An 18693-nucleotide genomic window follows, 5' to 3' on the forward strand; every position below is an offset into this window, starting at 1 on the left:
GCGACTTGGAGGCACCCAGCATGGTCAAGTCTTCCTCCCCCGGGCCGGTGCTTCCGCCGCGGTTCCCGGGCAGGAGGCCTGGATCATGACCCGCTTCCCGGCGTGGCTGCTCGCGCTGGTCCTCGCCGCAGGCATGGGCCGCGCGGGTGAACCCGTGCAGCGCTTCTTCGTGTCCCCGGCAGGACGGGACAGCTGGTCGGGCCATCTGTCGGCGCCGAGCGCCGATGGAACGGATGGCCCCTTCGCCACCCTCGGTCGGGCGAGGGATGCGGTCCGCGCGCTGAAGCGGGAGGGGGGAGGCGCCGGGCCGGTGTCCGTGCAGCTCCGGGGCGGGGCGTACTACCTGGAAGGACCAGTCGTCTTCGGCCCCGAGGACTCGGGCACGGCCCAGGCCCCCGTGTCGTACGAAGCCTATCCGGGAGAACGACCGGAGCTGATCGGAGGCCGGCGGCTCACTGGATTCCAGGCACCCCCGCCGGGGAAGCCGCTCCAGATCGATCTGCCCCGTCTCCCGGGCGCGGGCTGGCGGTTCCGCTCCCTCTTCGTCGCGGGGCGCCGGGAAGTGCGGGCCCGCTATCCGAACCTTGATCCGGCCGATCCCATCCGCAGGGGGTTCCTCTTCGCGGCGGCGCAGCCTGGATATGTGGCTTTCGGGGTGACCGTGGGCGGCATCCACGGAGCGGGGGACTGGCTGGAATACCGGCTCACGGTGCCCGCGGCGGGAGACTATGCCCTGTGGCTGCACTACGGCGCGGCGAACGCGCCCTACGGATTCTCCGCCATGGATGGCCGCTGTGCCGTCTCGGTGGACGGCCGGGCCCCGGTCGCCCTGGCGGATCTGGAGGATACGGGGGCCTGGAAGCCCGTGCGCTGGGGGCGGGCGGCCACCTTTCACCTGTCGGCGGGCGAGCATCGCCTGCGCTGGCAGAACCGAAAGGGCGGGGGGCTGGTGCTCGACGCGCTGGCCCTGTGCGACGATCCCCGGTGGCGGCCTTCGGGCGCGGACTTGCCCCCTCCGGCCCAGGGGCGGCTGGTGACCCTGTCGGCCAAGGATTTCCTCCTTGCCCGGGCTCCGCAGATGGTGGTGAGCGGCGCTGGCGGCGGACCGAAGGATGCCCTCTGGTGCGCCCCGGGCGAGTGGCATCCGGCCTGGTCCACGGCACCCGATGCGGAAGTGCACATCTTCCCCTCCGGCGAGTGCCGTGCCTTTTCGGAGATCCTCTCCATCCAAGGCCACGACCGGGCCACGGGCCGTGTCGCGCTGGGCGGACCGGAGACCCTGGCCGCCCTGAATCCCGGCGACCGGTTCTTCATCGAGAACATCCGGGAGGAACTGGATGCGCCGGGGGAGTGGCATGTGGATGCGCAAACGGGCCGCCTCACCTACCTGCCCCGGCCGGGTTTCTCGGCGCGGACCGAAGTGATCGTCCCCCTGACCCGCCGCCTGCTGCAGGTGGAGGGGCGCCACGCGCCCCAGGGCTCCGTGCGACATCTCCGTTTCGCGGGACTGGTCCTCCGGGACACGGACTGGGCGCGGGGCGGGGCGAGCGCGGGCTACGGCGTGGGCGAGGACGCCGCCATCGTCCTGCGGGGGGCCGAGGCCTGCGTGGTGGAGGACTGCCGCTTCCTGAACCTGGGAGGGTATGCCGTGGCCCTGGACCAGGGGCGCGGCCACGTCGTCCAGAACTGCGAGGTGGCGCATGCGGGAGGCGGGGGTGTGCTCGTGCGCGACAGCGCGGGGAACCGGATCACCGACAACCACCTGCATCACCTTGGCGAAGCCTATGCGCACGTGGGGGGCGTGGTGCTCGCGAGCGGGGCGGCGGAGAACCAGGTGGCCCACAATGCCATCCACGACTCCGCCCGCTATGGCATCTCCCTGAAGAATGCGGGCGGGCGCAATGTCATCGAGTACAACCTCATCCAGAACACCTGCCTGGAGACCTCTGATGCCGGCGGCATCGAAGTGACCCAGCACGACCGCGCCGTCCGCAGCGGCAGCTGGATCCGCTTCAACCGGGTGGCCGACACCATCGGCTACACCTCGAGCTTCGGCGAGCCCTCCTTCCTCGCCTGGGGCATCTACCTCGATTCCTTCGCCAGCGGGTACGAAGTGCGGGGCAATGTGGTCTGCCGAGCCTGGAACGGCGGCATCATGCTCCAGGGAGGCCGGGGGAATCGGGTGGTGAACAATGTCTTCGTGGACGGCCAGGTCGCGCAGGGCACTCTGGCCAACTTCGAGGGCCAGGCCAGGGATCTCCAGTTGATGAGCAACGTCATCGCCTACAGTGCCCCCGGTGCCACCACCTTCGTCACTGGGACCCTTGGCCCCGAGGTCATCCAGGTGGACCGCAACCTCTACTTCCCGCCTCTGGGCGCGCCGCCCCGCTTCGGGGCGGGGGGCGGCCAGAGCCTGGCCGAGTGGCGGCAGGCTGGCAGAGACCGCGGATCCAAGGTGGGGGACCCTCTCTTCCAGAACCCGCGGGGGGACGACTACACCCTGCGGCCCGGATCTCCCGCCTACCTGCTCGGCTTCCAGGCCCTCCCGCCCCCGCGGCTATGGGGCCCCAGGCGCCGGCCCTGCACGTGCGCCATCCTCCCTGCGGGGCCGCGGTTCTGGGGCAAGGGGGGAGAGCGGCCCGTCCGTCAGACGAGACCAGGTGAGTGACACTCGAGGCAAGTCCACGCAAGCATGCCATGCGGTTCAGCAAGGAGAGGGATATGGAAACAGTTGTGGTGACGGGCTCCGCCGGTTTCATCGGACGCAACCTGGTGGCCACCCTCTTCTGGGCCAGCGAGCCCTTCGATCCCCAGTGGCCGGACACCCATGCCCTGCCTGTCTGAAGTAGCGCCTGGCGGCTGCCTCCACCCCTCCGCCCACCGGGATGGTTGCGATGACTAGCGCCCTCCTGGACGGTCTGGCCGAGCGGGCCTCCCGCTATCGACCCATTCTGGGCTCGGTGGCCGCGCTGTTCAGCGGCAACATGGCCGCGTCCATCCTCGGGGCCCTGGGCGGGCTGCTGGTGGCCCGGTTCATCGGTCCCGAGGAAGCGGGCCGCTTCCGCACCTACACCATCCCCCTTCTGTATCTCACCTTCCTGCATCTCGGGACCTTCGACGGGCTCTGGCGGCAGATCCCCTTCTACACGGGGCGCAACCAGCCGGATCAGGTCGAAGTCGTCGCCTCGGCCGCCGGGGCCTGGAACCTGCTGGTGTCCGCCGGGGCTTCGGGGGTCTTCCTGGCCCTGGCCGTGGCGGCCATCATCCGCGGGGACCTCTACGCCTTCAGCGGCTGGCTCTCCCAGGTGCTCTCCGCCTGGGGGGTGTACTACGCAGGGTATCTGCGCGCCACCTACCGGACCATCCACCAGTTCGTGTCTCTTGCCCGGGTCCAGCTCATCCAGGCTGCGCTCAGCTTCGCGCTGGTCTTCCTCGTTCCCTTCCTGGGCTTCTTCGGACTATGCCTGCGAGGGTCTGTTCCGGGCCTGGCCGGGACCGGCCTCCTCCACCGGGGCAGACCCCTGCGCATCCGCTACCGGCTGGACCGCCGGGCCCTCGGTGAAGTCGTGCGGGTGGGGCTTCCCTTCAGCCTCTGGGGGAGTCTGAACACCTCCATCTGGGTTGCCACGGAAAGCGCCCTGATGCTTTCGCTCGGAGGGCTGACGGGCCTCGGGCTCTTCGCCGTGGCCGTCGTCATCCGCGATGGCCTGAACGTCCTCCCCCAGTCGGTCTACCAGGTGCTCACTCCCAGGGTCGTCGAGGCCTATGCGCGGGAGGGCAGCGTGCGCACCGCCCATGCCCGCTCGCTGTTCGTCACCGCCGGTTTGACGCTCACCATGCTGGCTGTGGTGGGGCTCAGCTCGGTCCTGCTGGGCCTGCTGGTGCCCTGGGCGATCCCCAAGTACGCCCAGGGGGTGCCTCTGATGAAGGTCTGCCTCTGGTTCTCGGTCATCGAGGCCGCCTCGCTGCCCTTCAACACCTTGTTCGCCACCGGGCGGTCCTGGCTCTGGGGCCGGGGCATCCTCGTCGGGCTGGTGGTGTTCCCCCTCAGCAGCTACCTGCTGGTTCCGGTCGTGGGAGGCATGATGGCGGTGGGGCTGGGATCGCTCCTCGGCCGGGTCGCCCGGACGCTGGTCGGATACTTGGAACTCGCAGTGCTGACACGCAAGGAGCGGCCATGAGCCCCCAGGACCTTCCCCTCCTCTCCACCGACGGGGCGGCGGAAGGAAACCGCTCGGCGCTGATCCTTCCGTTCGTGCTGGGCATGGGGATCAACCTGGTCTCCCTGCTGGTGGGCGAGCCGTACCGCATGGCCGAGCTGGGGCTGGCCGTCGCCCTGGTCGCGACCCTCGCCTGGTCGGCCCGGCCCCTGACCTGGATCGTGTTCACCGCCGTGCTCGCCGCGAATCCCGCCAACACCTCGACCCCCGTGGCCCTCAACCTCTTCTGCGCGGCGGTCTATTTCGCGCTGGCGCGGCGAAGCGGGGTGGGCAGGCTGCCGAGACTGGCCCAGGTTGCGCTCTTCCTCGCGGTGCTCTCGCTTGTCATCAGCATCCTGGCCTCCCTGTGGCTGGATCCTGCCACCGCCACCATCCACACCACGGACGTCTCGCAGCCGCGCCCCTGGGGGACCACCTGGGCCGGAGGGGCCTCCATGGAGATGCTGACCTCCCAGGGGGTCTCCGTGGCCAACTACCTGCTGGGCCCCTTCCTGTTCATCCCGCTCATCTGCTCGCGGATCCGGGAGGACCACGACCCGGACCTGCTGCTGAAGGGCCTGGTGCTGGGCTTCCTGGTGCCGACCCTGCTGATGTTCCTGCTGGCCAGGACCCTGGGGAAGCCCACTTTCGACGCCAACGCCCTGCGGGAAGGGATGCTCAACGTATCGACCTTCCGCTTGGGCCAGCTGGACATCCAGATGATCCGCACCCAGGTGGGCATCGTGCTCGCAGCGCTGATCTGCGCCTCCTTCGCCGTGGCCGTGGCCCAGGTCGGGCGGGGGGTGCGCCTGGCGGCCGCCGCCTGCCTGGCCCTCTCCGGCTACTTCCTGCTGGTCACAGGCAGCGTCGGCAGCTCCCTGGCGGCCCTGGCGGGCATCGTGCTGATCCTCCTGCTGGGCAAGCGACGCTTCTCGGTGCGGCGCTACGCCCTGGTGCTGGTGGCGGGCGGGGGACTCCTGGTGGGCGCCTGGGCAGTGCTGCCTGAGGGCGTGCAGCGCTATGCGGTCACCCGGTACGAAGTGAGGGTGGGAGGGGGAGGCCCCGCCACAGCCACCGCCGACCGGGCCTGGCGCTGGAAGAAGTCCTTCAGCTACCTCATGGACAACCCCAGCGGCGTCGGCTGGTCGCTGTACGTGGAACCCCTGGGGATCTACCCACACAACGACTACCTGACCTACGGCATCGCCTTCGGGGTGCTGTGCGGCCTGCTCTACTTCCTGCTTCCCTCGGGTCTGCTGCTCTCTTTCGTGGCGTTCAAGCCCGGGGCTGCGGAATCAGCCCGCTTCGCCTTGTCCCTGGCGGGGGCGGGGGCGGCCACGGTGCTGCTCCTGAACTCCCTGTCCGATCACATGACCGCCAACCGCTGGTACTTCAACGTGGTGTGGATGATGATCTGGTACGCCTTCTTCGCCAGCCGCGCCCGGCCTGTCGCCGCGGAAACCCCTGAAGGGCCGCCTCCGGCTGACTCCATCCAGAGGAGCCCGCTGCCATGACGGATCTGGCCATCGTCGTCGTGGGCTATGACCGCCCCCATGCGCTCTCGAGGTTGCTGGCCTCCCTGGACCGGGTGGCCTTTGAGGGCCGGGTGCCCCTGATTGTGAGCCTGGACCACTCGGGCAACGAGGAGGTGCAGCGGGTCGCGGAAGCCTTCACCTGGAGGCACGGGGAGAAGACCATCCGCACCTTCCCCCGGCGGCTGGGCCTCAAGCAGCACATCCTCTCCTGCGGCGATCTCACGGAGACCTACGGGCACCTCCTGGTGCTGGAGGACGATCTGTACGTGTCCCCCAACCTCCACCGCTTCGCCGTCCAGGCCATCGAGCGGTACCGCGACGATGACCGCATCGCGGGGATCGCCCTGTACAGCCACCTGTGGAATGTGGGCTGCGATCGGCCCTTCCAGCCCCTGCCCGAACCCGTCGACGCCTACTTCATGCAATTCGCCTGCTCCTGGGGGCAGATCTGGTCGCGGGCGGGCTGGTCGCGCTTCCGTCAGTGGCTCGACCAGCACGGCGGCGCCTGCGACCCCCACCCCGCCATCCCCGCCAATGTGACCCAATGGTCGGACCACTCCTGGCTGAAGCACCACATCCGCTACTGCATCGAGACCCAGCGCTTCTTCGTCTATCCCAGGGTGTCCCTGGCCACCAACTTCAGCGATCTGGGCCAGCACAACACGGGGCGGGAGAACGGCTACCAGGTTCCCCTTCAGGAAGCGCACGAGGTGCCCTACCGCTTCCCCGACCTGGATTCCTCACGGGCGGTCTATGACGCGTTCTTCGAGTCCATGCGGCTCCACGAGCCGCTGGGGCTCGCCGCGGAGGACCTGTGCGTGGACCTCTACGGCATGAAGGGGAACCGGCTCGGCGCACGCTACTGGCTCAGCCTGGAACCGGCGCCCTTCCAGGTGGTGCGGGCTTTCGACCTCGCCTTCCGGCCCCACGAGGCGAACATCCTCCATGCCGTTCCGGGAAGCCTGATCAGGCTCTACGACACCGCTGTGGCGGCCCCGCCCCCGCCCGGTCCGGATCTGTCTGACACGCGGATGAAGTACGATGTCCGCTGCCCTTCCTACAAGAGCCTCCTGCGCTACGCCCTGCGCATCCTCCGGGGGCGGCTGAAGGCGAAGCTGACGGGAAAGGAGTGAGGCCGATGCTGGGAATCCTCAAGCGCCTGGCGAAATGGGTGAAGTTCTCCGTGATGGGCCGCCGCCGGGGCATCCGGATCGGACCGCGCTGCCTGATCGGCTACCACAGCGAGCTGGAGGGGGGGAACACCTTCCTGGCGGGCACCGTCTTCAGCGGCCGCCTGGGCTACGGCAGCTACCTGGGGGAGGACTGCCGGATCGAGGCCACGGTGGGGCGCTTCTGCTCCATCAGCGCGGACGTGGCCACCATCCCCGGGCGCCATCCCATCTCGGAGTTCGTCTCGACCCATCCGGCCTTCTACTCCCTGAAGCGGCAGGCGGGATTCACCTTTGCGAAGACCCAGGCCTACGAGGAGTACGCCTTCGCCGATCCGGCGCGCCGCGTGGGGGTGGTCATCGGCCATGACGTGCTCATCAGCTACGGGGTGAGGATCCTGGAGGGGGTGCGCATCGGCGACGGGGCCATTCTGGCCGCAGGTGCCCTGGTGCGGACCGATGTGGAGCCCTACGCCATCTACGGGGGCGTTCCCGCCCGCAAGCTGGGGCAGCGCTTCGATGACGAGACCATCCGCCAGCTGCTGGAGATCCGCTGGTGGGACCGGCCCCTGGACTGGATCCGCGATCACGCTGCCGCCTTCCGGGACGTGCCCGCCTTCCTGGCGGCCTGCCGCGTGGACTCGAGATCGCTCCCGGATACTCCCTCCCCTGACCCGACGCCCTCCGAGGCCCCATGAGCGGAACCCGCCGATTGATGATCCTTCCCTGCGAGCCCGGGCGGCAGGACGGCTACAGCCTCGCCGTCGCCGCCGACCTGGCGCGCCTGGCGCCGGGACCGGAGGACGTGGTCGTCTACCGCAGCGCCCCGTCCGCGGCGCGGCAGGACGGGGCCCTGCCCATCGCCACCGCCACCGCCGCCGAAAAGGCCTGGAACATCCTGCGGGGGCGCCCGCCCTATGAGCTGCTGGAAGGTTCGCTCCGCCGCTGTCTGGCGGGGGTGGCGGGAGGCTTCGAGGAGATCTTCGCGGGCGAGATCTTCTTCTATCGGGCCTTGCGCCAGATGTTCCCTGCCGCGCAGATCCAGGCCCGCTCCCACAACTTCTACAGCCTGGGCCGCTGCCGACAGCTGCTGGGTCACGTGCCCACCAACCTGAGGCACAGCCTGAACCTGTTCCTGTACTCCCGGCTCGAGATGGAGATTCTCGCCGACCCGAAGGCGAGCCTGGCGTTCATCACCGAGGAGGAGCTGGCCTTCGCCAGGCTGCTCTCGCCCCTCGCCCCGAGCTCCTGGTGGCCGGTGGTCGACCCGGGCCTGGCCCTGCGGGAGGACCTGCGGGCTCCCACGGTGCCCAGGCTGGTCTTCTTCGGAAGCGCCGCGGCCTCGCACACCGCCATCGGCCTGAAGCTGCTCTGCCAGGAGGTGTTCCCCCGGCTGCGGGCACGGATGCCCCAGGTGGAACTCCACCTCTTCGGCCACGGCTCCGAAGCCTACGGCGCTCCCGCCCGCGGCATCCACGGCCATGGCCGGTTCGCGGGCGACGGCCTTCCCTTCGAGGGCGACGGGCTGTTCTGTGTGCCGGATGTCCACGGCTGCGGCATCAAGCTCAAGGTCGCCGACCTGCTGAAGGCGGGCGCCCCGTTCATCACGACCCCCATGGGGCTCTCGGGCTACCACCTCCCGCCCCATCCCCACGTCCTGGTTCACGAGCTGAAGGACTGGGCCGAGGCCCTCGCAGCCTACTTCCAGGCCCAGGGACTGGATCAGCCTCCGCGCACCACAGCCTGAAGCAGGGCGCTCACGCGGCGGGCCTGGTGGTGGCTGGTCTTGCAGGAGAGGACGAAGGCCTTGGCGCCGAGGCCCCTGGCATGCAGGGCCTCCCTGGGCTGGGCCAGCAGCGAGGCCAGTGTGCGGGCCATGCCCTCCTCATGCTCCGCGTCGAAGGTGAAGACATGGTCGAGGTATTCGGGCGGCATGCCGGGCAGGGGGGTGGTGAGCACAGGGGTGCCGGAGGCCATGTACTCCATGTTCTTCGAGGGGAAGGAGAAGCGGGTGAAGGCTTCCGTCGAGGGGCGCGGATTCACGAGCAGGGTGGCCTCCACCTCTGCGACCACCACCTCCGCATTGGGCCGCACGCCCCAGAAGGTGATGCGGGGGTCCCGCGCCTGGGCGTCGCGGATCTGCGCTTCGAGCTCGCCGCTGCCGTATAGCCAAAGCCGTGCATCAGGCTCGGGCAGGCGCTGGAAGGCATCGATCAGGGTGCGCACCCCGTACTTCGCGTAGAGGGCCCCGGCGTAGAGGATCACGCCCTCGGGCCGCTTGCCGGGCAGGGTGTTGTCCGTGGCGGCCATGGCGGGATCGACCATGCCTTCGATCACCACGTGGGGCCGGCGACGCGGATTGACCACGGGATTCATGGCCTCCGTCAGCACCAGGTAGGCGTCGTAGCGTTCCGTCAGGCCTGTGGCCAGCGCCCGGTAGGCCCGGATGAGCAGGCGCCGGAAGGTCGAGTCGCCCCCGCCGATGTAGTCGTGGAGGATGTCGGGAACATCGGTGACGATGGCCAGGGTGGGGGTGCGGGTCATCGCTGCGGCCACCCAGGCTCCGGCGGAGATGGAGAGGTCCAGCACGTCGCAGAGCACGAAACAGGGCCCGGCCCTCCGGGAGAAGCGCCAGCGCAGGGTCGTGGCCAGGCTCCACAGGAAGACCACGGCGTGGGAGATGCCCGGGAGCATCCGCAGGGACAGGTACCGGTAGTCCAGGCCGCCCTCGGATTCGTCCTCCTGGGTGGGGAGGCCCCGGGTTCCGGGACGATGGGGAAGCAGGGAGAGGGCGGTCACGGGCCCGTTGGTGGCGGCCAGGCCCCGGGCCAGCAGGCCATGGAACTTCTGCTCCTGCTGGGCGGGCTTGACCGGCTGCTCGCGCAGGAGAACCGCCAGTCGCGATTCCGAGCAGAGCCGCGACACGTAGAGGAGGTCCATGGGTGCTTTCCTGGAGGAGGGGGAAGGGATGCCCCTAATCTAGCGCTGGATGCCGATCTTGGCGGCGTCGATGCCCGGGAAACCGGGGATGCCGTACATCGGACTGCCGGCCCTGAGGCGGAAGTCCAGGTTCGCCGGGTCCGTGAACTGGGGGTCCACCTGGACCGGGTTGTTGGAGACCTGGGCGAACCAGGCCAGCGGCGGAGCCAGGGCCGGGAACACGTTCTCCTGGCGGATGGCGTCCGAGGAGCGGCCCTGGAACAGGTTGCCGTAGAAGACGCAGTTTTCCGGCTCGAGCCAGTGGCTGCCCTGGACCTGGGTCCAGTCGTTGGGAATGGGGGCCAGCCAGGGGTAGGCCGTGGACCAGGGGGGAGCCTGGTAGGCGAAGTGGGCGAGCCTCTCCAGCAGGTTCAGGCTGCTGCCCGGGATGTTGTTGGCATAGGTGGTGACATAGTTCACCGAGACCGCCCCGAACCAGCCTCCGGAAATCACGTTGTAGCGCATCTTCACGTCGCGGCCGCCGTTGTGCTGGATGGCCAGGGTGGGGCCGGCCTGGTACAGGATGTTGCCCTCGATGGTGACGCCGCTGCCGCCGGTGTCGAGGTAGATGGCCGGGGTCCAGGTGCCGAAGGGGCCGCCGCCATGGCGGATCAGGTTGAACTGGAGCAGGTTCCCCTGGCTGGCCCAGTCCCGCTGCGAGTAGATGGCCCCGGCATCGTTGGTCCACTGGCACACGTGGTGGATGAGGTTGTAGCGGAACGTGTGGTTGTTGCCCTGGAAGAGGATCGCCTGGTGCGGGGCATGGTGGATCTCGTTGTGCTGGACCGTGATGCCGCTGCAGTCGTCGTTGAAGGGGACGTAGTTGATGGAGGTGAGCTGGATGCCTGGCAGATAGCTCCAGAACAGGCGGTCGTAGTGATGGATGTCGCAGTTCTCCAACACCGTGCCGCTGTCGGTCAGGGTGGGCCGGCTGCCGCCGCAGGCCCAGATCCCGCCCTTGCCCAGGTAGGCCAGTTCGCAGGCGTCGACATGGTTGGCGGACCCGCCCAGGAGCAGACCCCACCCCCCGGCGTTGAGGAACCGGCAGCGGCTGAAGGTCACCCGGGTGCAGGTCTGGGCGTCCACCAGGTTGCCCTGGGCCGCCTCGAAGCTGATCCCGCTCCAGGTCACGCGGCCCACACCGCGCAGGCTGAGCAGCGGCGAGGTGAGGGTCGAGAGCAGGAGCTCGTTCGGCAGGACATCTGAAGGGGGGCGCAGGTACAGCCGCGCATTCACCCGGTCGATGAAGTAGTCGCCGGGATCGGTGAGCTCCTCGAGCAGGTTGTAGAGAAAGAAGGGGTGGCCCTCGCGCAGCCCGTAGGGGGGGCTCGTGGAGAGTTGGAGGGTCCCGCCCGCTGGATCGATCGACGAGAGGGCGCCATGGTAGGCGGCCCAGGCGTAGTAGCCCTCGCCGAAGTACATGGCCTCGCCCGCGCGCCAGAGTCCCATGCGCGATTCAGGTGCCGTGATCTGCGTGCTTCCGTCGGTGGCCCGGATGAGCATGAAGCCAGGCATGGGCCGGCTGCCGTCGGCGGGCGCGATGAAGGCGTTGCCGCTCGCGCCCGAGAAGGGGGGGAAGGTGCCCGCCGGTCCGGCGAAGGTCTCCCAGCTGCCCCAGGTGGCGGCGGTGCCCGTACCCCCCAGGTCGCGGCGGTTGGACAGGTTCCAGTCCGCCGAGGCGGCGGAGGCGGCGATGGACCAGAGCTCCCCGCCCTTGGCCAGCTGGTAGTAGGGATGGCCGTAGGCGTCCGTCCCCTTGTAGGCGTAGTCCCCGGTGGCATCAGGCGTGAGGCTGCCCGACACCCGCAAGGTGGCCGGCGGTGAGAGGTTCACGGAGCCGGCCTCCACGGCCTTCGGGTACCGGGCCAGGGTGAGGGGGCGGCCGTCGGCGAAGGCTTCCATGGCCCGGTTCACCTCGCCGCCAGCGGCGGTGCGGCTCGCGAGACTCCCCATTCCCGCGCGGAGGGCCCCCAGGTCGGCCACCCGGATATAGGGGCGGGCTGCGCTGTCCAGGCGCGCCCAGTTGGGATCCGTCGACGCCACCGTGCGCAGGGCCTGGGGGTCGATGGCGGCGCCACCCACCAGGCGCGGTGTCTCCCCGGCGTAGGCGACGTATTCCACCGGGTTGGCGGCGGACCCGGAGTCTGCCGCGACCAGCGCGAAGGTGGAGGTCCGGAGGTAGCGGCCACCGCGCAGGGTGACGCGAAGGATCCCCGGGGTGGCGCGGGGCACCTGGCGGAGCAGGGCCTGGGCGCCTTCCAGGGTGGTCGGCGCCGCCAGGGTGCCGGGGTTGCCGGGCAGGCCCTCGGGCGCCACGAACACTTCCTTCAGCAGGTTCTGCACGGCCGGCGGGGCGGATGGGGCGGGCACGGCCTCCTGACCTCCGCTGCCGCAGGCCCCAGCCAGGAGGAGGGGCAGCAGGCACAAGCCCAGGCGGGCCAAGGCTCGAGGTGTCTCTAACGGGATCATGGCCGTCCTCCTCCGTTTCTCGCCGTGGCCCCTGGAATTGCGGCTGCTTGGGGGCCTGGAAAGCGGACCTCCGGTGGAACCCTAGCCGGCGGCCCTGGGGAGTTCGATGGTCTCGGGGGCTTCGGAGAAGCCGCCCAACCCATTGGCGGCGGGGACATAGGAGGGGACCAGGCGCCGGAACAGATGCAGGATCTCCCGGCGGCGCAGGGCCTCGTCCTCGATGGCCAGTGTCTGCCGCAGAGCCTGGAGCCAGCCTTCCACGGTGGTCTGGGCGCTTGACTCCTGGAGGGCTTCGAAGACCTTGGGATGCACGCAGCTCTGGCGGGTCTCCTTGGTGTGGAACAACTCCTCGAAGAGCTTTTCGCCGGGCCGGATCCCCGTGAACTTGATCTCGATGTCGAGCTCCGGATCCAGGCCCGAGAGGGTGATCATGTCCTTGGCCAGGTCGAGGATCCGCACGGGATCGCCCATGTCCAGGACGTAGACCTTCCCGGTCTCGCCCAGCAGGCCGGCCTGGAGCACGAGCTGGCTGGCCTCGGGCACCGTCATGAAGTAGCGGGTCATCTTGGGATCCGTCACTGTGAGCGGCCCCCCCCGCAGGATCTGCTCCCGGAAGATGGGCACCACGCTGCCCCGGCTGCCGAGGACGTTCCCGAAACGGACGCTCACCAGCTTGGTGCCAGGCGCAGCGTGGTCGGCGCCCGCCCGGACGATGGTCTCCGCGAGGAACTTGGAGACGCCGAGCACATTGGTGGGATTCACCGATTTGTCGGTGGACACATTCACGAAGATCCGTGTGCCCACACCGAGGGCTGCATCCAGCACCTGCCTGGTTCCGAAGATGTTGTTCTCGATGGCCTCTTCGGGATACAGCTCAAGAAAGGGCAGGTGCTTGTGGGCCGCGGTGTGGAACACCACCCCCGGCTTCCAGCGCAGGAAGGCCTGGTGGAGGCGCTCCTTCTGGCGGATATCGCAGAGCTCGATGCTCAGCGGCAGGCTGGGGAAGGTGGCGCGCAGCTCCCGCTCGATGAGCCAGAGGCTGTACTCCCCCCGCCCGAGGAGCACGATCCTCGCGGGGCTGTAGGTGGCCACCTGCCGGGCGAGCTCGCTGCCGATGGAGCCGCCGCCGCCGGTGATCAGCACCACGGCGTCGTGGAGGATCCGGCCCAGGGCGGTCTGGTCCAGGTGGATCGGATCCCGCCGCAGGAGGTCCTCGATGGACACATTGCGGATCTCCGGCTGCCAGGGCTGATTGCCCAGCAGGTTGTAGAAGCCGGGCACGGTCTTGAGTTCCACACCCGTGGCCCTGACCACGTTCCGGATGTGGCGGACCACCTGGCCGGGCGCGCTGGGGATGGCCATGATCACCTGGCTGATCTGGTTCTCCTGGATGATCATCGGGATCAGCTCGGTGGTGCCGAGGACGGGGATGCCCTGGATGCGCAGGCCCTGCTTCTCGAAGGCATCATCGACGAATCCCACGACCACGGCGCCCAGCTCCTGGTGCCGCTTCAGCTCCTCCGCGACCAGGAAACCGGCCCTGCCGGCCCCGACGATGAGAGCCCGGGCCACCGGATTGGACCTGCTCAGCACCGAGCTGAAAAAGGGGATCTCCCCCTCGTAGATGGCGCGGGTGACGAGCCGGATGCTTGTCCACAGCATGCCGGTGAACAGGCTGGCCATGAACAGGAAGAGGTAGCCCCGGTTCGGCGAGAGGCTCACGCCAAAGGCCATGGCGCCTGCGGCGACCAGGAAGGCCGCCAGGGCGGCCAGCATGGTCGACACCAGATCCTTGAAGCCCGCCATGCGGTAGTGCTGATGCGTGTTCCGGAATATCGCGCTGGCGGACATGACGATGAGGCACCAGACCGCCACAGTCGAGGCGCTGAAGGCGGAGTCCTGGGTCAGCTCGGACATCACCAGCCAGGCCACCAGCCCCATCTGGCCGTCGAGGATCAGCTTGATGACCTGACGGAACCACTGGGTCTTGATGATCTCGCTTGTCGTTGGGTGGGAGGACATGGGGTTCCTGTGTCTCGCCTTCGGAGAAAACTCCCGCCATCCTACATGCGGGTCTGTCGTGATGGCAATTGAAATGCTTGAAAAACAAAGACAGCAAGAAGAAAAAATAGTCAAATTCTGCAAATTATCAATAAAAAGTGCTTGCTTGCCCGCTCTCGGTCAGTATTCTTTGAATTCATTCAGGCTGATGTTGATCGACCGCATGCCAAGTGGCTTTGAATGATTCTCCTTGAATAGGTAATTTACGATTTTTTAATCAGCATTTCACGCTTGATGCCACCTTGTGGAGCGCCCGCTGCGGAGATCAAGATGACCATCCTTCAGGATTTCCTCCCCCTTTCCACGCCGGTGCTGACGGATGCGGCTTCTTCCGCCCGGGCGAGGGGTGCGTGGCCCCGCCTGACGGCGGCGCTTGGGGCCCTGCTGCTGCTCGGCGCCTGCACAGCGCCCGGCATGAAACTGAATGTGCGGCCGGGGCGCCGCGAGACCACCACCCAGATGGATGGGCTCAACGTCACCCTGCGTTCCCTAAGCGCCGATGCGGTGGCGGCCCAGAAGCCACGCACTCCTGATCCGGCCTCCCTGGACGCGCTGTTCCAGGAGAAGGCGCTTCCCTACCGCATCGGCCCCCAGGACGTGCTCCTGGTGACGGTGTGGGACCACCCTGAGATCTCCCTGCCCCTGGGCCAGTACCGCCAGGATGCCAGTTCGGGGACCGTGGTGGACGAGGCCGGGGAGATCTACTTCCCCCATGTGGGGAGCCTCAAGGTGGCGGGGATGACCACCTCGCAGGCGCGTGTGGCGCTCATCAGCCGCCTCTCCAAGATGCTCCAGAACCCCCAGATCGACGTGAAGGTCATCGCCTACCGGTCCCAGAAAGTCTATGTGGGGGGCGAGGTCCGGAACCCCGCTGTGCACAACGTGACCGATGTGCCGTTCACGCTGGCCGAGGCCATCAACCGGGCTGGGGGATTCCTGCCGACCGCGGACGACAGCCGCATGACCCTCACCCGCGGGCAGCAGGTCTGGCGGCTGAATTTCCAGGGCTCGCTGGCCTCGGGCAACCGCATCGCGCAGATCCTCCTGAAAGACGGGGATTCCCTGCAGGTGCCCAGCGCCCTCGAGAACCCGGTCTACATGCTCGGCGAGCTGGTCCGCCCCGGCACCTTGCCCCTGGTCCACGGGAATCTCTCCCTGGCCAAGGCGCTTTCGGATGCGGGCGGTATCCAGGGGATGAGTGCCGATGCCCGCTCCATCTACGTCATCCGGCAGGGCGAGACCGCCCGGGGGGTGGACGTGTACCACCTCGATGCGCGCAATCCCACCGCCATGGTGCTGGCGGACCGCTTCCAGCTCAACCCGAGGGACATCGTCTACGTCGATGCGGGGACGCTGGTGCGCTTCAACCGGGTCATGAACCTGCTGCTCCCGACGGTCACGGCGGTCAACTCCACGGCGCTGACGGTCGCGGAATCGGACTACTTCCTCAACCGGAGGTGAGCCCTGTCTCCGATCCGCCCGCCCCGGGCATCCCCCTTCCTTGCAGGGCCCGTTTCTTGATGTCAAAGCCGCCGATCACGTCCATTCTCGTGCTGTGTGAGGGAAACCACTGTCGCGCACCCATGGCCGAGGGCCTGCTCCGGGAGGCTCTGGGTCCTGCGGTGCGGGTCAGTTCCGCAGGCCTGGATGCGCTGGTGGGAGCCCCCCCGGATCCCGAGGCGATGCGCCTGATGAAGGCCCATGGCGTGGACATCGCCTCCCACCGCGGGCGGCAGGTGACACCGGAGATGGCGCTGGAGTCGGATCTCATCCTGGTCATGGATGCCCGCCAGCGGGCCTGGTGCGTGGATCTGGTGCCCAGCGCCTGCGGGCGGATCTTCCTGCTGGGCCACTGGCTGGGTTCGCCACCGCCCGACATCTCCGATCCCTATGGTCAGGGACCAGACGCCTTCCGGCTGGCCTTTGACGCGATCCGACAATCCGTGACGGCCTGGGTGCCGCATCTCCGTTCAGAGCAGAGGCCGGCATGACATCCACGCCATCTCCCCAGTCCCGCCCGACGCCCCCGGCTTCCGGCCTCCTTCCCCGCGCGGCGAGGGCCATGGAGGAGCTGCGGGAGATCGACCTCCGGGAGTGGTTCCTCACCCTGTGGGAAGGCCGCCTCCTCATGCTGGCCAGCATCGCCTTCTGCATGGCGCTGGGGCTCTTCATCATCTGGCGGAGCACGCCGATCTACCAGGCTGAGGCCATGCTCCAGATCGAGCCGCCCAAGAATGTGCGGGATTCGGATGCAGCCTTCGCCCGCATGGGAAACCTGTTCACACCGCCGTCGGATGCTTTGACCGAGATCGAGATCATCGGCAGCAGCCTGATCCTCGGGCGCACAGTGGAGGCCCTGGATCTCGACCTGGTGGCACGGCCTGTCCGCCTCCCCATCATCGGCGATCTCCTGGCGGGGAGCCAGGCGGCCGGGCCCAGGGTGGAGGTGGAGACCTTCCAGATTCCCGCCCACTTCCGTGGGCTCCTCTTCCAGATCGTCGCCCTGCCGGGTGGCACCTTCGCGTGGAAGTCGCCCTCTGAACCCCCCGCCCAGGGGAATCCCGGCGCGGCGTATCCGGAGGATGCGCTGCTGGCCACCGGGCGCCCCGGTGACCTGCTCACCGCCACCTGGGGCGGGGAGAAGCTGACGCTCCAGGTCCGGACCCTGTCCGCCAAGCCAGGACAGGCCTTCCGGCTCCAGCGCCGCCCCCTGCAGGCAGCCATCACCGACATCCGCAACGACCTGGAGGCTTCGGAAAAAGGCGCCTCCCAGGCCAACCGGACCACCAACCTCCTGGCTCTCGCCTACCGGCATCCCAACCCGGCCCTGGCGGCGGACATCCTCAACGAGATCATGAAGCAGTACCTGCGGCAGAACGCCCAGCGCAAGAGCGGGGAGATCAGCCAGACCCTGGCGCTCCTCCAGCAGCAGCTGCCTGAAGTGCAGGACAAGCTCAAGCAGGCGGAGGCCCAGCTGAACCAGTACCGGGCCCAGACCGGAGCTGTGGATCTCGTCCGGGAGACGGACCTGGCCCTCCAGCGCGGCGCAGCCCTGGCTACTCAGATTTCGGCCCTGAAGCAGCGCCGGCAGGAGCTGCTGAGGACCTACATGGAAGGCTCGGACCTGGTGACCACCATCGATGCCCAGATCGCCAAGCTGGAGAGCGAATCCGCTGGAGTGAACCGGAAGGTGCAGGCCCTCCCGGGCGCGCAACAGACCATCATGCGGCTCTCCAGGGATGTGCAGGCCAATACCGAGCTCTACACCACGATCCTGAACAGCATCAAGCAGCTCCAGGTGACGCAGGCCGGCGAGGCGCAGAACACGCGGGTGATCGATGCCGCCATGCCCGGCCTCAAGCCCGTGAAGCCGAAGAAGGCCATGCTGGTGGCGGTGTTCCTCATCCTGGGCGTGGTGGTCGGCATCGGCCTCGTGCTCGGGAAGGCCGCGCTGTTCCGGGGGGTGGAGGATCACCGCATCATCGAGAACCGTCTGGGCATTCCCGTGTTCGCCACCATCCCCCATAGCAAGGCCCAGGAAGGCCACCAGCACGCCATCAGCGGGGGCCGCCCCGGCACCCACATCCTGGCCTTTGCGGATCCGGACGACCTGGCCACCGAAAGCCTCCGGAGCCTTCGGACCATGCTCGGCTTCTACCTGCGGGATCTCACCACCCGGACCGTCCTGGTCACCGGCCCGAGCCCGATGGTCGGGAAATCCTTCGTCAGCACCAACCTCGCGGCGGTGCTCGCCCAGGCCCACGCCAAGGTGCTGCTGGTGGACGCGGACATGCGCCGAGGTAGCCTGCACGCCTACTTTGGCCTGGATACCCGCAAGGGCGGCCTCTCCGAAGTCCTTTCGGGAAAGATGCCCTGGCGGAGCGCGGTGCAGTCCACCGACGTGCCTGGGCTCCAGGTGCTGTGTTCGGGCGCCATCCCCAGACACCCGGCGGAGCTGCTGACGACTCCCGTCTTCTCGACGTTCGTGGCCGAGGCCAGCCGGGAGTACGAGTTCGTCGTCTTCGATGCTCCACCGTTGCTGCCTGTCACCGACGCGGCGATCATCGGCTCCAAGGTGGGGCTCGTGCTGCTGGTGGCGAAGGCGGGCCAGCATCCCCTGGACGAGTTGCGCACCTGCCAGGTGCGCCTCGAATCCAACGGCATCTCCCTGGATGGGTGCGTCTTCAACGACATCATGCCCACCGGCCTCAGCTACTACGATCAGCGCTACCGCTACGGGTATCTCTATGCCTACGGGAAGGCGGAGAAGGGTTGACGCCT

The 18693-nt window shown here is 68.3% G+C and carries 13 protein-coding genes; 10 read left to right on the forward strand and 3 right to left on the reverse strand.

The window, feature by feature from the left end:
- The first annotated feature begins 85 nt into the window (after positions 1-85).
- Genes QSJ30_RS03310 through QSJ30_RS03340 form a run of 7 tightly spaced genes read left to right on the forward strand, consistent with a single transcriptional unit; the run spans position 86 to position 8650 of the window.
- On the forward strand, positions 86-2668 hold the full coding sequence (locus QSJ30_RS03310; RefSeq protein WP_285606358.1) for a right-handed parallel beta-helix repeat-containing protein: 2583 nt from the start codon (positions 86-88) through the stop codon (positions 2666-2668).
- A 53-nt stretch (positions 2669-2721) separates the two neighbouring features.
- Positions 2722-2844, forward strand: a complete 123-nt coding sequence (locus tag QSJ30_RS03315) for a cupin domain-containing protein (RefSeq protein ID WP_285606359.1) — start codon at positions 2722-2724, stop codon at positions 2842-2844.
- 50 nt (positions 2845-2894) lie between these two features.
- The gene (locus QSJ30_RS03320) at positions 2895-4181 is read left to right on the forward strand and encodes a lipopolysaccharide biosynthesis protein (protein WP_285606360.1); all 1287 of its coding nucleotides are present in this window, start codon (positions 2895-2897) and stop codon (positions 4179-4181) included.
- A complete protein-coding gene (locus QSJ30_RS03325; RefSeq protein ID WP_285606361.1) occupies positions 4178-5713 on the forward strand; it encodes an O-antigen ligase family protein in 1536 nt (511 codons plus the stop codon). Before QSJ30_RS03320 ends, QSJ30_RS03325 begins: the two co-directional genes overlap by 4 nt.
- Positions 5710-6867 (forward strand): hypothetical protein, encoded by a 1158-nt coding sequence (locus tag QSJ30_RS03330; RefSeq protein ID WP_285606362.1) that lies wholly within the window; start codon positions 5710-5712, stop codon positions 6865-6867. Before QSJ30_RS03325 ends, QSJ30_RS03330 begins: the two co-directional genes overlap by 4 nt.
- 5 nt (positions 6868-6872) lie before the next feature.
- Positions 6873-7601 (forward strand): CatB-related O-acetyltransferase, encoded by a 729-nt coding sequence (locus tag QSJ30_RS03335; protein ID WP_285606363.1) that lies wholly within the window; start codon positions 6873-6875, stop codon positions 7599-7601.
- The gene (locus QSJ30_RS03340) at positions 7598-8650 is read left to right on the forward strand and encodes a glycosyltransferase (protein WP_285606364.1); all 1053 of its coding nucleotides are present in this window, start codon (positions 7598-7600) and stop codon (positions 8648-8650) included. Before QSJ30_RS03335 ends, QSJ30_RS03340 begins: the two co-directional genes overlap by 4 nt.
- On the opposite strand, the gene QSJ30_RS03345 is transcribed toward QSJ30_RS03340, so the two are convergent.
- From QSJ30_RS03345 to QSJ30_RS03355, 3 genes are all read right to left on the reverse strand, one after another.
- On the reverse strand, positions 8626-9843 hold the full coding sequence (locus QSJ30_RS03345; RefSeq protein ID WP_285606365.1) for a glycosyltransferase family 4 protein: 1218 nt from the start codon (positions 9841-9843) through the stop codon (positions 8626-8628). The two genes, QSJ30_RS03340 and QSJ30_RS03345, sit on opposite strands and share 25 nt — an antisense overlap.
- A 39-nt stretch (positions 9844-9882) precedes the next feature.
- The gene (locus QSJ30_RS03350; RefSeq protein WP_285606366.1) at positions 9883-12351 is read right to left on the reverse strand and encodes a right-handed parallel beta-helix repeat-containing protein; all 2469 of its coding nucleotides are present in this window, start codon (positions 12349-12351) and stop codon (positions 9883-9885) included.
- A gap of 81 nt (positions 12352-12432) precedes the next feature.
- Complete coding sequence (locus QSJ30_RS03355) at positions 12433-14373, reverse strand: nucleoside-diphosphate sugar epimerase/dehydratase (protein ID WP_285606367.1); 1941 nt, start codon at positions 14371-14373, stop codon at positions 12433-12435.
- 309 nt (positions 14374-14682) lie between these two features.
- Here QSJ30_RS03355 and QSJ30_RS03360 point away from each other — a divergent pair, with 309 nt between their 5' ends.
- The 3 genes from QSJ30_RS03360 to QSJ30_RS03370 are packed head-to-tail and all read left to right on the forward strand — an operon-like array spanning position 14683 to position 18688.
- Positions 14683-15873, forward strand: coding sequence for a polysaccharide biosynthesis/export family protein (locus QSJ30_RS03360; protein WP_285606368.1), 1191 nt, complete (start codon positions 14683-14685; stop codon positions 15871-15873).
- A 59-nt stretch (positions 15874-15932) separates the two neighbouring features.
- Complete coding sequence (locus QSJ30_RS03365; protein ID WP_285606369.1) at positions 15933-16403, forward strand: low molecular weight protein-tyrosine-phosphatase; 471 nt, start codon at positions 15933-15935, stop codon at positions 16401-16403.
- Positions 16400-18688 carry a polysaccharide biosynthesis tyrosine autokinase gene (locus QSJ30_RS03370; RefSeq protein ID WP_285606370.1) on the forward strand — a complete coding sequence of 763 codons (2289 nt, stop codon included), beginning with the start codon at positions 16400-16402 and terminating at the stop codon, positions 18686-18688. Before QSJ30_RS03365 ends, QSJ30_RS03370 begins: the two co-directional genes overlap by 4 nt.
- Positions 18689-18693 lie beyond the last annotated feature (5 nt).

This window comes from Geothrix edaphica, from assembly GCF_030268045.1.
GTDB lineage: Bacteria > Acidobacteriota > Holophagae > Holophagales > Holophagaceae > Geothrix > Geothrix edaphica.

Coding starts and splice junctions, on each gene's coding strand:
- QSJ30_RS03310 (WP_285606358.1), top strand. CDS start 86: ATGACCCGCTTCCCGGCGTGGCTGCTCGCGCTGGTCCTCGCCGCAGGC.
- QSJ30_RS03315 (WP_285606359.1), top strand. CDS start 2,722: ATGGAAACAGTTGTGGTGACGGGCTCCGCCGGTTTCATCGGACGCAAC.
- QSJ30_RS03320 (WP_285606360.1), top strand. CDS start 2,895: ATGACTAGCGCCCTCCTGGACGGTCTGGCCGAGCGGGCCTCCCGCTAT.
- QSJ30_RS03325 (WP_285606361.1), top strand. CDS start 4,178: ATGAGCCCCCAGGACCTTCCCCTCCTCTCCACCGACGGGGCGGCGGAA.
- QSJ30_RS03330 (WP_285606362.1), top strand. CDS start 5,710: ATGACGGATCTGGCCATCGTCGTCGTGGGCTATGACCGCCCCCATGCG.
- QSJ30_RS03335 (WP_285606363.1), top strand. CDS start 6,873: ATGCTGGGAATCCTCAAGCGCCTGGCGAAATGGGTGAAGTTCTCCGTG.
- QSJ30_RS03340 (WP_285606364.1), top strand. CDS start 7,598: ATGAGCGGAACCCGCCGATTGATGATCCTTCCCTGCGAGCCCGGGCGG.
- QSJ30_RS03345 (WP_285606365.1), bottom strand. CDS start 9,843: ATGGACCTCCTCTACGTGTCGCGGCTCTGCTCGGAATCGCGACTGGCG.
- QSJ30_RS03350 (WP_285606366.1), bottom strand. CDS start 12,351: ATGATCCCGTTAGAGACACCTCGAGCCTTGGCCCGCCTGGGCTTGTGC.
- QSJ30_RS03355 (WP_285606367.1), bottom strand. CDS start 14,373: ATGTCCTCCCACCCAACGACAAGCGAGATCATCAAGACCCAGTGGTTC.
- QSJ30_RS03360 (WP_285606368.1), top strand. CDS start 14,683: ATGACCATCCTTCAGGATTTCCTCCCCCTTTCCACGCCGGTGCTGACG.
- QSJ30_RS03365 (WP_285606369.1), top strand. CDS start 15,933: ATGTCAAAGCCGCCGATCACGTCCATTCTCGTGCTGTGTGAGGGAAAC.
- QSJ30_RS03370 (WP_285606370.1), top strand. CDS start 16,400: ATGACATCCACGCCATCTCCCCAGTCCCGCCCGACGCCCCCGGCTTCC.